Source organism: Nocardioides gansuensis, assembly GCF_003076135.1.
Classification (GTDB): Bacteria; Actinomycetota; Actinomycetes; order Propionibacteriales; family Nocardioidaceae; genus Nocardioides; species Nocardioides gansuensis.
Window position 1 is genome coordinate 20,385 of sequence record NZ_QDGZ01000014.1, and the last position, 12,380, is coordinate 32,764.

Consider the following 12,380-nt stretch of genomic DNA (forward strand, 5'->3'; position numbering starts at 1 on the left):
TCAGCCACCGAGCCGCCAACTCCAACTGCCTTCGTCCCAATTTCGGCGGCTCAGGCGACGCCCTCGGCCTCCTGGCCCCTTCGCTGTTCGGGCTGCCGTCGGTCGCCCTGCGAACCAAGGCACCCACCAGACCCTTCAGGTCCTGCTGGCGGGACATCGGCGCCATGGGCAGGTCGGCCGCGGTGTCGTCGGGCAGCGGCGGGAAGTAGCCGGGGAGAAGGGAGAGTGCAAGGAGCGCCGGGGGCTTGTCACTCCCGATCGCTTCCACTCTCGCCCTCGCGCGGCTTGGTGTTCCCGCGGCGCTCTGCTTGCTGACGCGCTGGGACGGCTGATGGTGGTGAGTTGCTGGTTGGCGTTGCTCGCACCGGATCCGGACGGGCTGTGGGGGCAGCTGGCGGGAAATTTCCCATCTCAGTAGGACGGCGCCTTGTCGTCCCCCTCGGTCCCGGCGACGCGGTGCCGGTTGGTGCCGTCGGCGTTCATCATCCAGATGTCGGCGTCACCGGGCTCCCCGGCGTCGTAGACGATCTTGGTGTCGTCTTGGGCCCAGTCGGCGTTCTTCTCCTCCAGCGCCGTCGAGTTCGGCACGCGCCGCTTGTTCGTGCCGTTGGAGTTCATGAGCCACAGGTCCCAGTTCCCGCCGGAGTTGGTGTGCCACACGATCTGTGATGTACCGGCCCTTCGGGAGAACGACGGCGAGTAGTCAGCGCCGGCGGGGTTGTATCCGGATGCGGCCGTGGACAGCAGAGTTTCGCGCCTGGGCGTCCCGGTCTGGACGGTGTAGATGTCCCAGTCGGTACCCGACGGGGTGGCTCGGTTGCTTGTGAACGCGACGAGGCTGCCATCGGCGGAGAACGACGGTGCCCGGTCGTTTCCGGGGTTGGTTGTGAGCCGGGTCAACTGGCTGCCGTTGATCCCGATTGTCCAGATGTCGTGGTTCCCGGCGTTGTTGGAGACGAACGCCAGTCGGGTCCCGTCACCTGACCAGTCCGGTTGGTAGTTGTCCCCGGCCGGCTGGTTCGGTACGGCTGCCTGCCCGATGATGCAGCCAGCTGAGTTCAAGCCGACGACGAAGATCTTGCGGCGTCCAGGGACGCCGACGTTCATTGCGAATGCTCTCCGGTTCGGCGCCCACACTGCGCCGGCCTCCTCGTTGGCCGACGATGCGGACAACTCCTGCACCCGCCCGTCCAAGGTTGCGGCGAAGACATCGAGTAGCGGCAGCATCGCGTCGCTGTCGAACAGGATCTGTCCGCCGACGCAGTACTGCGTTGCGGTCATCGGTGGCTGGGTGACCACGACCGGGCCACCGGTACCGCAACCGCAGTTCCAGATGACCTGTGGCGTCCAGCTGCCCGGCCCATTCGGGGTGACGTCGACGCGGATGACTGTGCCGCCGACCGGGATGGACCCGATGGTGCACACGATCCGACCAGTCTGTTGCGTGCAGGTTTGGCCGCCGCTGCTGCCTGCGCTGCTCGTGTTGGTGGTCGGGGACAAGGTGACGCCGTTGGTGCCGGTGCCCGTGGAGATGGTGACGGTTCCGCCGGGCATCGGTCCTGGATTCGGGTTCGGGATCCGGATTGTCACGCCGCACACGCCGGGAACGCCGTAGTCGGGGCAGGTGGTCACTTCTGGGGTGCCGGTCACCTTGGTCTGGCCCCAGTCGGGCTCATAGTCGCCGTCGGTGGGGAAGTTCGACACGTTGAGCGGTGTTCCGCCGGTTACGTCGATGGCCATGACTTCGCCGTTGCCGCCTCCGGTCGCGTGGTTGTACGCGATCATGCGTCCGTCCGGGGACCAGGTGGGGTGCTGCGCGATTCCGGTGCTCGGGGCAACTATCCGCCGGAAACCGGTGCCGTCGAGGTTCACCACGTGGATGCCCTGGCGTAAGCGGGTCAGGGCAAGCTGGCGGCCGTCTGGCGACCAGGCCGGCTGCTGGCCGGTGGCGGTGCTCGGTAGTGGCAGGAGCCGGTCGCCGCTGCCGTTGGCACTGATGACGCGGACGCCGCCGGTGCCCATGTAGGCGAGCTGGGTACCGTCCGGTGACCACGTCGGCATGGTGTCGTCGGTCGTGTTGCGGGTCACTTGCTGCGCGCTGGTGCCGTCGGGTCGGATGGTCCAGATCTCGTGGTCGCCGTCGCGGTTGCTGGCGTAGGCGATCCGCTGTCCGTCCGGGGACCAGGCGGGGAACAGGTTCATGCGGGTGTCCCGGGTGACGTTGCTGGTGGCGCCGGTGACGACGTTGACGACCCAGACGTCGGAGTTTCCGTCTCGGGTGGAGGTGAAGGCGATCTGGGTGCGGTCCGGGCTCCAGGACGGGGCGCTAGAGTTCTGCCTCAACATCAGTCGCCGCGGCGTGCCTCCGGGCGTGGCTGCCCACAAACCTCCTGTGCCGGTCTCGGTGACGGACCCGGCGCGGACCCACACCAGCTCGGGCCCGCTGGCTTGTGGCTGCGGCACCTGAACCGTGACAGGTGACGAGGCCGTCTGGTTGCCAGCCGTGTCGGTGGCGACCGCACGGACGGTGTGCACTCCGGGGGTGGCGCCGGTGGCGTCCCACGTGCCGGTGTACGGCGCAGTGCTGTCGATGGCGGCGTTGGCGCCGTCGACGGTGAACTTCACCGAGCTCACGCCGACTGCGTCGCTGGCGGTCGCGGCCAGGTTCACGTTGCCGGTCACGGTGGCGCCGTTGGCGGGACTGGTCAGCGCCACGATCGGGCCGGTGGTGTCGTGGACGGTGGCGGTGAAGCTGCCGGTGGCGGTGTTCCCAGCCTCGTCGGTGGCGGTGCACTGCACTGTTGTCGTCCCGATCGCGAACACCGAGCCGGACGGCGGGGTGCACACCACGACCGGTGAGCCATCGGTCTCGTCGGTGGCGGTCGCGGTGTAGGTGACCTCGGCGCCGGCGCTGCTGGTGGCCTCGCGCGTCACCGGGCTGGTGGGCAATTGCAGGACTGGCTTGGTGGTGTCGGCGGGCACCGGAGTTTGGCCCCAGTCGGGCGCTAGGTCGGCGACGGTAGCCTGCCGGGACACGTTGGATCGGTTGGTGCCGTCGAGGTTCATCGACCACACGTCCCAGTCGTTGTTCACGAACACTGACATGGCGATCCGGTTGCCGTCAGGCGACCACGTCGGTTGCGATACCCGCTCCCCGAGGGCCGTCACGCGTTGATCGTCGGTGCCGTCGGGGCGGATGGTGTGCACCTCCGAGCCGCCCGTGCTCGGGAAGGAGTACGCGATCCGGGTGCCGTCGGGCGACCATGCCGGCGCTTCGTCGATGTTCGAAGTGGCCGAGATGACGCGCCGGTCTGTGCCGTCGGCCCGCACGGTGACCAGGTCTCCCACGCTGGTGAACACGAGGCGGCGGGCGTCTGGTGACCAGGCCGGGAAACCGTCGCGGGGCTCGGTGTCGTTCGTGAGCTGCCGTAGCCCAGTCCCGTCGACTCGAAGCGTGTAGATCTCGTAGTCGCCGTCGCGGTTGCTGGTGAATGCGATCCGAGTGCCGTCGGGTGACCAGGCCGGGTCGTCGTTGAAGCCCGTCCTGGTCTGGGTGAGGTTGGTCAGGGCCCCAGTGGCGACGTCCATGATCCAGATGTCGTAGTTGCCGTCGCGGTTGCTGGCGAATGCGACCTTGACCCGGTCGGGGCTCCACGAGGCGTTGAGCGCGTCTCCGGTGAAGATCTGTCGTGCGGTGCTGCTGGCGGAGCCGACCCACAGCGCCCCGGTTCCGCCCAGGGAGTGCCACACCAGCGGGGTGGCAGGGTCCGGGGGCGCGACTTGCACGGTGACCGGTGCTGAGGTGGTGGTGTGCCCAGCTTCGTCGCGGGCGATGGCGCGGATGGTGTGCGCGCCGGGGACGGCGTTGGTGGCGTCCCAGCTGCCAGTGAAGGGCGCGGTCGTGTCGGCGGTGCCGATCAGGGTTCCGTCGACGAGGAACTGCACGGCCGTGACCCCGACGACGTCGGTCGCGGTCGCGGCCAGGTCGACGGTCCCGGCGACGGCCGCGCCGTCGACGGGGCTGGTGACTGACACGTGCGGGTCGTCCTGGTCGGTGACCGTGACGGTGAAGCTGCCTGTGCTGGTGTTGCCGGCTGCGTCCGTGGCGACGCAGTTCACGGTGGTCTCACCGAGCGGGAACACCGTGCTGGAGGCGGGGGTGCAGTCCACTGCCGGAGCCGGGTCCTCGTTGTCGGTCGCCAAGGCGGTGTAGCGGACGGCGGTGCCCTCGGGACTGGTCGCGGCCGCGGTGACCGGGTCCGGCAGGGTGAGCGTCGGCGGTGTGGTGTCGGTAGGCGTGCCGGCCGGGACGGAGCCGGTGAACACGTCGAAGACGCCGTTGGTGTCGCCGGCGGTGAGATTGGCTGCCGTGGACGCGAACAGGAAGCGGGTCCCGTCGCCGCTGATCACCCCATCCTGGGTGCCGCTGCTCTGTTGGATACCGTCTTCAGCGACGCTGACCCGGACGGTGGTGCCGGTGTCGAGGTCGCTCACGAAGGTATCCACGGTGGCGTTGGTGTCCCCGGGCACCAGGTTGGACGCCGAGGACTGGAACAGAACCCGGCGGCCGTCGCTGCTCAGGGACGGCGAGTGGCTTTGTCCGTTGCTCAGCGCTCCAGTGAAAGCGCGGCTGACGAGCTCAGTGGTGCCGGCGACGCGGTCGCGGATGAAGATGTCGTTCCCGGAGCTGGTGTCGTTCGGTGTCAGGCTGTCCGCGTTGGACTGGAAGGCGACGTAGCGGCCGCCAGCGCTGACTCCGACCCGGGAGGAGAACAAGGTGGCGTTCACCTCCGTGCCACTGCTCGTGACGCTGACACGTTCGGTAGTGCCGGCCACCAGGTCACGCAGGAAGATGTCGCCGCCGTTGTTGGTATCGCCGGGCACCAGGTTGCTGGCGGCGCTGTAGAAAGCGACATAGCGGCCGTCGTCGGACAGGTCCGCACTGCTGCTCTGCCCGTTGGCTTCGCTGCCGTCACTGGCGACGCTGACCCGCGTAACGATGTCCTGCTGGGTGTCGGCCAAGAACAGATCGACGACGCCGTTGGTGTCACCGGGGACGAGGTTAGAGGCGGCGGAGCCGAAGAGAGCATAGCGACCGTCGGCGCTGATGCTGCGCATGCTGCTGGCCCCGTTGGCCTGCGTGCCGTCAGCGGCGACACTGAGCAGCGTAGTTGCGGCGGTCTGCCGGTCGAACAAGAAAGCGTCGTTGACGCCGTTGGTGTCGCCGGGTGCCAGATTCGTGGCGGACGACCAGAACGCCACGTACCGGCCGTCGTCGCTCACCACTGGGTCCGAGCTCTGCGAGTTCGGCACCGCGCCACCCACGCCGACGCCGACGCGCTCGGTAACACCCGTCTGCAGGTCGCGCCAGAACACGTTGAAGAACCCGCCGCCGGTCGGCGCGAAGGTCGTGGCACGCGAGTCGAACACCACGTACCGGCCGTTACCGCTGAGCGCGGACCGCACCGAGTGTCCATCACCTTGGACCCCAGACGAACTGACCGACACCCGTTCCAGGGTCACCCCGCTGTCGGCGCTGACCGGCGCTGCGGCCGCCATCACGACAACTGCGGTCGTGAGAGTGGTGCTCAAGGCGAGGAAGGCACGCAAAGATCGCCGAACGGACATGACTGAGCCCCCCTAATGGAAGAGCGTCACGTCACAATTCCGGTGAATTTGTCCCCTTGCCGGGGTCCTCGTGACCACCCCATTCTTCGCGGAAATCTACGTGACCAGGCCTGCTGCCGCATGACGCATCTGGGTGATGTTCTATCCAAAGCCATCTCACCGGCTTTGCCGACCTGTGTCGACGGCGCGTGTGAACCGACAGTGATCGACGGGGGTTCTAGAGGCGGTTTCGGGGCGAGGGGTGCAGAGTCGGCGGTGACGTAAGGGGAGTCGGCCAGCACCCTGAGTGTAAGGATCGTCTGACCTGGGGTCGCTGCTGGGTGAGGTGGGCGTGGCACCGCCTGTTCGGTGTCGCGGTCCTGGTTGCTTGGCGCGTGCAAGGGTTCGCGCCGAGCCCGCGAGACCTGCTGTGGCTCGCCGTCGTGCTGCTGGCCACGTGGGCGTCGGCGCGCTTCAACCGGACGGCGTCCAGCGCCCCTGGCGGCGGGAGCTAGACCGCACCAGCTCACGAGCATGGGCGGCCGCTCGAGCAGCGAAGGGCTGTCGAGCGGCCCGGCCCAGTTGCGAATGACTAAGGGAGGTCATTGCTCCCCGGGAGCCGGAGCGTGATGCTTCTTGAATCGTCTCCTAGGCGGCCATGTGTGGAGACCGAGAAGGTAGAACGTCATGGACTCTCCAGACAATCACGTGGCTTCGCTCCCGGGGGCGCCGAGGTCGTCAGGGCGCGCGGCCTTCGTCGTCGTCGCGGTCGCGGCGTGCCTCCTCGCCGGACTGGCGCCCGCCCTCTCGCTCCCGGTGCAGGCACGAGATCGGGTTCCCGTGCTCTTGGGCCCTGTGGAGCCCCTCGCGGAGTGGCCGCAGCTTCCGGACGACGACACCGAGAGCCCCGTGCTCGTCCGTGACGGGGACGGCGTCACCGCTTTCCTGCAGGAAGGCTGCTGCGGTGTCGTCTACGCGCGTGAGCGCATGCGGGGCGGCACGTGGTCCCCGGAGCAAGAGGTCCCGTGTGTGTGGTCGGGGATGTCGACGGACTACTGCAAGGTTTACGGGGCCGCGGTCGGTGTCGAAGGCGAGCTGGTCGCGCTCGTTCACCTGTTCACGGGCCGCCGCACGGCGTTGGCAATCAGTGTTCGTGCCGCTGGTCAGACTTCCTGGTCAGACCCGCAGCTCATCAGTGACGGGTACGTCGTCGCTGGCAACACACGGCCGACGATCCGCGGGACCGGAGCGGGGGCGCTCCTGGTCACGTTCGGCGACTTTCGTCGCGGTCGGCCTGATGCGCTCATCGCTGCTCATCTCAGGCCCGGGCAGACTTGGGACGCGGCCACATACCACCGCCTGCCCAACGTGCAATGGCCGCAGGTGAGCGGCCTGTCGAGGCGCGGACGGGCCGTGGTCATCTACTCGAACGACCCAGGACTCACCGCTCCCGTGCTGGTTGCTCGGTTCATTCCCGGGCACGGATGGGCCAAGCCGACGCGGATTGGGACTGGGTGGACGGAGAACTATGCCGTGGCGATGGGACTGGGAGGCCGCGCGGTCGCAACCTGGCTGGAGACGAATACCGACAGCACGGGCAGCACCCTCACCACTCAAAGCCAGCGCGTGCGGCTGATGACCAGACGGGGCCACTGGAGCCGGGCGTGGGTGCTGGCCCGCGGGGAGCGTGGCACTAGCGGCAACGCGCGGGTCTGGATACATGGGGAGGCCGGGGTCGCATGGAGCCCCTGGATTGGAGATGCTGTTCGCGTCGCTGCCAAGCCGGTCGGTGAGCCCTGGCAGAAGGAAACGATCGCCGGGGGGCGCAACGGAGGTCCCTTGCGCGTGGTCGACATCAATCCTGCCGGGAACCTGGTGCTGACGTGGGTGAGCTGGCGGGAAGGCGTTGGCGACAGGCTCGTGCTCGCTCTTAGGCCCCGCGGCAGCAACTGGAGTGCCCCGCGGATCGTCTACACCGACCAGGACACCGCCAGCGGCAGCGCCCTGGTACGGCGCTCGGGGAGCGCCATCGTCGCCTACGGCGACGACAACCTGCAACAAGGGGTGGCGCGGCGCGCGTACCTCGACCGAGACGACTCCGGCTAGAAGCTGCCCGGGCTCCGTCAGCGTGACGGTGAGGGTTACGCCGGCGTCCACCGCGTGACCACCGGCCGGGTCCTGCGCGACGACGTACCCGGATGCTGGCCCGCCTTTGGGAGCCATCTTCACCACCCGGACTCGCGGGCGCCGGCGAGCTTGAGACGCTCGCGGGCCGAGGTGACGCGCAGGCCGACTACGGACCCGAGCAGGTCCTCCTGCGCGCGAACCAGGTACGACTGGTCGATTTGCAGCATCACGTCGCCGACGACCTGGTTGTCGAGCTCGATGACGATGGACTTGGCGAGACTCTCAGGGTCGAGGAATTGGGCGCGGTAATCCCGGAGAGTCGCGGGTGCCCGGGTCAGCCAGCGGCTGACTTCGGGGAGCTGACGGAACTGCCAGGTGGCCTTGAGGTCAGTTGCAACAGCAGGACGGAGACTCAACCGAGGGGTGCGGACCGGCCAGTTGACCTGGTCGAGCGTGCGGCCGGTCATGGCCGCCACCGGTCTCCGCCTGTGCGCACGTACTGGGTCCACACGTAGCGCCATGGGGTGACGGCGATGATGACGACGACGAGGGAGCAGTTGATCACCATCTCGGTCGTGGCTGAGTCCAAGCCGCCGCTGGTGGCACGAGGCAGGGCAACCAGGGAGAGCCACAGAAGCTTCCAGGCCGTCTCGAACAGCAGCAGCGGCAGCAGCTTGACCGGGTAGCGCAGACCGAGGAGCGCCAGGAGGGACATGGCGGTGAGCAGGCAGAGCGTCACACCCTCGTACAGCGGAAGCGAGTGCGCGTCAGGCAGGAGTGGCCACTTGACGAGAGCGAGCCCCACTCCCATCAGCACGTAGCCGGCGCGCATGAGGTGCAGGCGAGTCAGCGACAGGTCGGGACGGGTCGTCGATGCGACGGCGGCGGCGGTTGTGGTGGTCATGGTTGGTCTCCTGTCTTGGCTGGTTGAGCGCGCGTCGGTGTAGTTGTGGCGTGACGTCACGGTGAGGGCACGGGACGTGCGGGTCTACCGGTGTTGCTGTTCCTGGGAACCGGTGCCGGGCTGCGCCCGTGGCCTCTTTCTGGATCAGCCTCGTCTGTGGCGGCTGTTGCGTCCTGGGTGGCATCGGAGGTGACCGAGATGAGAGTGGCGCCGAGGTCGCGGACCTTGGAGAGGAGGCCGTGCAGCTCGGCCTGGTCGGCCACCTTGCCGCGCAGGGTGGTGGTGCCGTCGTCCTCGTGGGTGATGACGAGGGCGCCGAACCAGGCCGACCAGTGCTCGTCGAGGTGTCCAGCGATCCTGAGCTCGTAGTGGGCGGGTGTGTGTGGTCCGGGCTGATGGTTCATCGCGACGTGGCCAATCGGGGAGCGGTGGGCGCGCGTCGGGTTCGGTGGGCGAGGGGGCGGTGGATGTCCCATTCGGCGACGGCGAGGTTGATGACCCAGGCTGCGCCCATCCAGAGCGCGGTGGTCAGGTCCGCGTTGCCGAACAACCGGCCACCGATTCCCAGGGTGAACACCTGGGTGCCGGCGACGAGGCCGATGGCGTAGCTGCGCATCAGCCAGGCCCGGTGCCGGGCGATGTCGCGCCGACGGATCGCGGCGAACCCGAGGATGATGGTGAGCACCATCGCCGTGCCGAATGCGAGCCGGAGCGGATACAGCACCTCACGAGTGGCGTCTGCGCGCGGGTAGAACTGGTTCAGCCAGAGCGCCGACAGCGCCACCACCAGCCCCGCGATCACCAGCACCCGTCCCGCTCTCCGGTGCCACCCGGGCCGGCGACGGCGGAAGCCGGTCGAGAACTGAAATGCACCCACGATTGCGAACACGGTGGCGCTGACGATGTGCAGAACGACGGGCAGGGGGGACGCGGTGTACCGGGCGTCCGAGGGCATGGTCTCCGTCCCGCCGGAGAGCTCGACGAGGCGGAGTGAGCCGGCGATGACCGGGACGGTGCCGAGTGCGACCAGGGCGATCGGCACGCGCCACGTCGAGGCTCGGGTGGTCACCAGGCACCGGCTGGGATGACGCGCGAGTCTTTGCTTGCGGCCTGCACCGGGGTGCCATCAGTGTGGGCCGTGTGGGCGGTTCGCCACAGCGAGTAGCCGAGGGCGACCATGGCGATGCCGTTCGGGAAGGCCAGCAGCCGGTAGAACGCGTCCGGCATCACAAATAGTGAGGCGCTCAGCGGGCCGCTCGCGGTCCGCAGCAGGGTGGCCCAGCGGGTCAAGACGTGGGCGCGGAACAGGGCGATGCCGAAGAGGAGGCCGCCGCCGAGATAGGCGAAGCCCTGGACCTTGAGCACGGTTGCGAGCGGTCCTATGTCGCCGGTGAAGGTGCGTCCGGAGGCCGCGGCAAGTACGTCGTTGACGTACCCGGGGTTGGTTTCGGCGATGGAGGGAAGGACGAAGGCTGCGATGTAGGGCGGGGTCATCAGGAGCAGGTAGCCGGCGGCGAACACCAGGTAGCCGATGAGGCCGAGGAGGCCGTTGCGGCGGATCTGGCTCACGTACATGCCGGTGATGCCAGCCAGCGCCAGGGCCGCCATCAGCACCTTCAAGGAGTTCCGGCCGATGAGCTCGGTCGTGGCGATGGAGGTGGCGTCCATGTGCGGGTGGCCAATGTTGACCCCGATGAAGATCGCGCCGGCCCCGATCGCGGCGGCGCCGGCGGCTCGGGTGAGCGCGGTGGGTGTGACGGTCATGTCAGGCTCCAGTTCCACTGTCCGCGTCGAGTGCCGCGGGGATGGCTGAAACCTAGGAAGCGACAGGGTGGTCAGGCGTCACCAGACGATGTGATTGGCGATGTGACATCGGAGTCCGGAAGTGGCGGAACGGCGAGGCCTAGAGGAGCCCGCGTTCGTGGGCGCGGCGCACGGCCGCGGCCCGGGTGTTGACGTCCAGCTTCGTGAAGATGCGTTTGGTGTGGGTGCGCAGGGTGTTGAGCGAGACGTAGAGCTCGCGGGCGATCTGCGGACCGGTCAGATCGTTGTCGAGCAGCCGCAGGACGTCGAGCTCGCGGTCGCTCAGCGGGTCGGCCAACGCGTGTTGGGCAGCCTTCCTGGCTGTCTGCCGCGACCCAGCAGCGTCGAGGAGACGACGAGCGTGCTGGCTCACCGCGTCGTGCGCGCCGCCGCCGCCGTCTGCGGCCTCACCCAGCAGCGCGAGCATCGGGTCGCTCTCGTCGAGGAAGAGCCGCACGTAGCTCTCCGGTTCCGGCGATTGGGTCAGCGCATACTCCAGGTCCTCGAAAGCCTGGGTTCGTTCCCCGCGTGCATGGTGGGTGAGCGCGCGCAGCATGGCGATCTCGATCACGCTGCCCGGACGGCCGGGTTCAGCGCAGGCGAGAAGTCGGTCGAGCAGCGCGAGCGCGGTGTCGAGTGGTGAAGTGTCGGAGGCCACAGCGTTCTCGGGGCCGTTCACGCGCCGGTGTCGGGCGAGCACGAGGCGCACGCGGGTGAGGTGGTCGTACTCGTGCAGGTAGGTCGTCTCATCGGCGGCCGCGACGTCGTGCCCGCGTGCCCACTCCTCGGCCGCTGCGAGGTTGCCTTGCGAGATCTGAATCCGGGCTCTCGTCGCTGCGATCGGGCGGACATCGGGGTAGAAGCCGCGACGGTAGAGCGCCTCAGCCTGGTCGAGTAGCTGGGTTACGGTGGCAACGTCTCCGGTGATGGCGCGCCGCTGCGCCATCGCGACGTACCACCGGTGCCGGTTCTCGGTGATGGAGGTGCGCTCGGCGAGGGCACGAGCTGTTTCGAGGTGCGCCTGAGCGGTGGCGAGGTCGCCGAGCTCACGGTCGAGCTCGGCCAGACAGACGTGCAGGTCCGCCGTGGCGCGGGGGTACGGCTCGCCACCAGCGGTCGCCGTCTGTAGCGCGCGCTCGTACAGCTGACGGGCCCTGCCGGGTCGCCCTGCGGCCACCCACATGTCGGCGAGCACGATCGTGCTGTCCAACTCGTCGACCAGATTTCCCGCGGCGTGCAGGCTGCTCATCGCGTCGCTGAACGTGGACAGCGCCTCCTGGACGTCCCCGGCTGCCCAGGCGGCCAAGCCGAGGAACCCGCCAACAGCGCCGCGGATGAAATGGTCTTCGGGCCCGGCGCGGTCCAGCGCGCTCCGGGCATGGTGCACGGTGCCGGCGACGTCTCCGTGCGCCTGGGCCAGCGACGCGCGGTATACCGAGATCGTCGCGGACGCCGTGCGCAGGTCCTCGGTGTCCGCCCACTCTCGCGCCAGTTCTGGGTCCTGCTCGCCGGCGGCGAGCGCCGCTTCGGCGTCATCCAGCCTGCGTTCCACGGCGTCGAGGTCGCCGGACATCAGCTGTGACCAGCCGGAGACGATGCTCAGGACGGGCTCCGGCGGGTCACGGACTCCGGCAACGCGGCGATCCATGTGCGCAGCAGGCTGTCCTGCCGGGCACGGCGTGTCTCGGGGAGCGCGGCCTCCATCAGGTAGGCCGCATGGCCGCCGGGGACGAGACGCTGGGCGCTCGGCCGTGCACATGATTGAGCGCATGGTCGCGCGGACCTGTCGAAGCGAAGGCTTAGACCAGCTCTGGCGCCTGCGCAGCACTCCCGGCAGGCTCGAGCTCGAACGGATGAGGTTGTCGCCTTCGATTCCGTAGGTCTTCGCGGTTGAGAGTTCCCTGCACTCGGTCACGTCGCGCGTCATTCAAGGTACCCG

General features: G+C 68.5%; 8 protein-coding genes. 1 reads left to right on the forward strand and 7 read right to left on the reverse strand.

All coding sequences use genetic code 11. The features are described from left to right. Positions 1 to 411 precede the first annotated feature (411 nt). On the reverse strand, positions 412 to 5,592 hold the full coding sequence (locus DDE18_RS21535; RefSeq protein WP_165821307.1) for an Ig-like domain-containing protein: 5,181 nt from the start codon (positions 5,590 to 5,592) through the stop codon (positions 412 to 414). A 702-nt stretch (positions 5,593 to 6,294) separates the two neighbouring features. Here DDE18_RS21535 and DDE18_RS21540 point away from each other — a divergent pair. Next, the gene (locus tag DDE18_RS21540; RefSeq protein ID WP_133241304.1) at positions 6,295 to 7,713 is read left to right on the forward strand and encodes a hypothetical protein; all 1,419 of its coding nucleotides are present in this window, start codon (positions 6,295 to 6,297) and stop codon (positions 7,711 to 7,713) included. A gap of 119 nt (positions 7,714 to 7,832) precedes the next feature. Here the strand turns inward: DDE18_RS21540 and DDE18_RS21545 are convergent, their stop codons facing one another. The 6 genes from DDE18_RS21545 to DDE18_RS21570 form a co-directional block, all read right to left on the reverse strand. Then, on the reverse strand, positions 7,833 to 8,201 hold the full coding sequence (locus tag DDE18_RS21545) for a GNAT family N-acetyltransferase (RefSeq protein WP_133241305.1): 369 nt from the start codon (positions 8,199 to 8,201) through the stop codon (positions 7,833 to 7,835). Continuing rightward, positions 8,198 to 8,638, reverse strand: coding sequence for a hypothetical protein (locus DDE18_RS21550; RefSeq protein WP_116574483.1), 441 nt, complete (start codon positions 8,636 to 8,638; stop codon positions 8,198 to 8,200). Before DDE18_RS21550 ends, DDE18_RS21545 begins: the two co-directional genes overlap by 4 nt. A 56-nt stretch (positions 8,639 to 8,694) precedes the next feature. After that, positions 8,695 to 9,042, reverse strand: a complete 348-nt coding sequence (locus DDE18_RS23510) for a hypothetical protein (RefSeq protein WP_211754688.1) — start codon at positions 9,040 to 9,042, stop codon at positions 8,695 to 8,697. Continuing rightward, positions 9,039 to 9,707: a DUF2306 domain-containing protein gene (locus DDE18_RS21560; RefSeq protein WP_245916929.1), complete on the reverse strand. Its 669-nt coding sequence runs from the start codon at positions 9,705 to 9,707 to the stop codon at positions 9,039 to 9,041. Before DDE18_RS21560 ends, DDE18_RS23510 begins: the two co-directional genes overlap by 4 nt. Then, positions 9,704 to 10,402 carry a hypothetical protein gene (locus DDE18_RS21565; RefSeq protein ID WP_116574484.1) on the reverse strand — a complete coding sequence of 233 codons (699 nt, stop codon included), beginning with the start codon at positions 10,400 to 10,402 and terminating at the stop codon, positions 9,704 to 9,706. Before DDE18_RS21565 ends, DDE18_RS21560 begins: the two co-directional genes overlap by 4 nt. Before the next feature lie 139 nt (positions 10,403 to 10,541). After that, on the reverse strand, positions 10,542 to 12,089 hold the full coding sequence (locus tag DDE18_RS21570) for a LuxR C-terminal-related transcriptional regulator (protein WP_165821308.1): 1,548 nt from the start codon (positions 12,087 to 12,089) through the stop codon (positions 10,542 to 10,544). Between the last annotated feature and the right edge of the window lie 291 nt (positions 12,090 to 12,380).

What these genes read in the sequence shown, in the direction of transcription:
- DDE18_RS21540 (WP_133241304.1), top strand. Translation starts at nt 6,295, where the DNA reads ATGGACTCTCCAGACAATCACGTGGCTTCGCTCCCGGGGGCGCCGAGG.
- DDE18_RS21545 (WP_133241305.1), bottom strand. Translation starts at nt 8,201, where the DNA reads ATGACCGGCCGCACGCTCGACCAGGTCAACTGGCCGGTCCGCACCCCT.
- DDE18_RS21550 (WP_116574483.1), bottom strand. Translation starts at nt 8,638, where the DNA reads ATGACCACCACAACCGCCGCCGCCGTCGCATCGACGACCCGTCCCGAC.
- DDE18_RS23510 (WP_211754688.1), bottom strand. Translation starts at nt 9,042, where the DNA reads ATGAACCATCAGCCCGGACCACACACACCCGCCCACTACGAGCTCAGG.
- DDE18_RS21565 (WP_116574484.1), bottom strand. Translation starts at nt 10,402, where the DNA reads ATGACCGTCACACCCACCGCGCTCACCCGAGCCGCCGGCGCCGCCGCG.
- DDE18_RS21570 (WP_165821308.1), bottom strand. Translation starts at nt 12,089, where the DNA reads ATGGATCGCCGCGTTGCCGGAGTCCGTGACCCGCCGGAGCCCGTCCTG.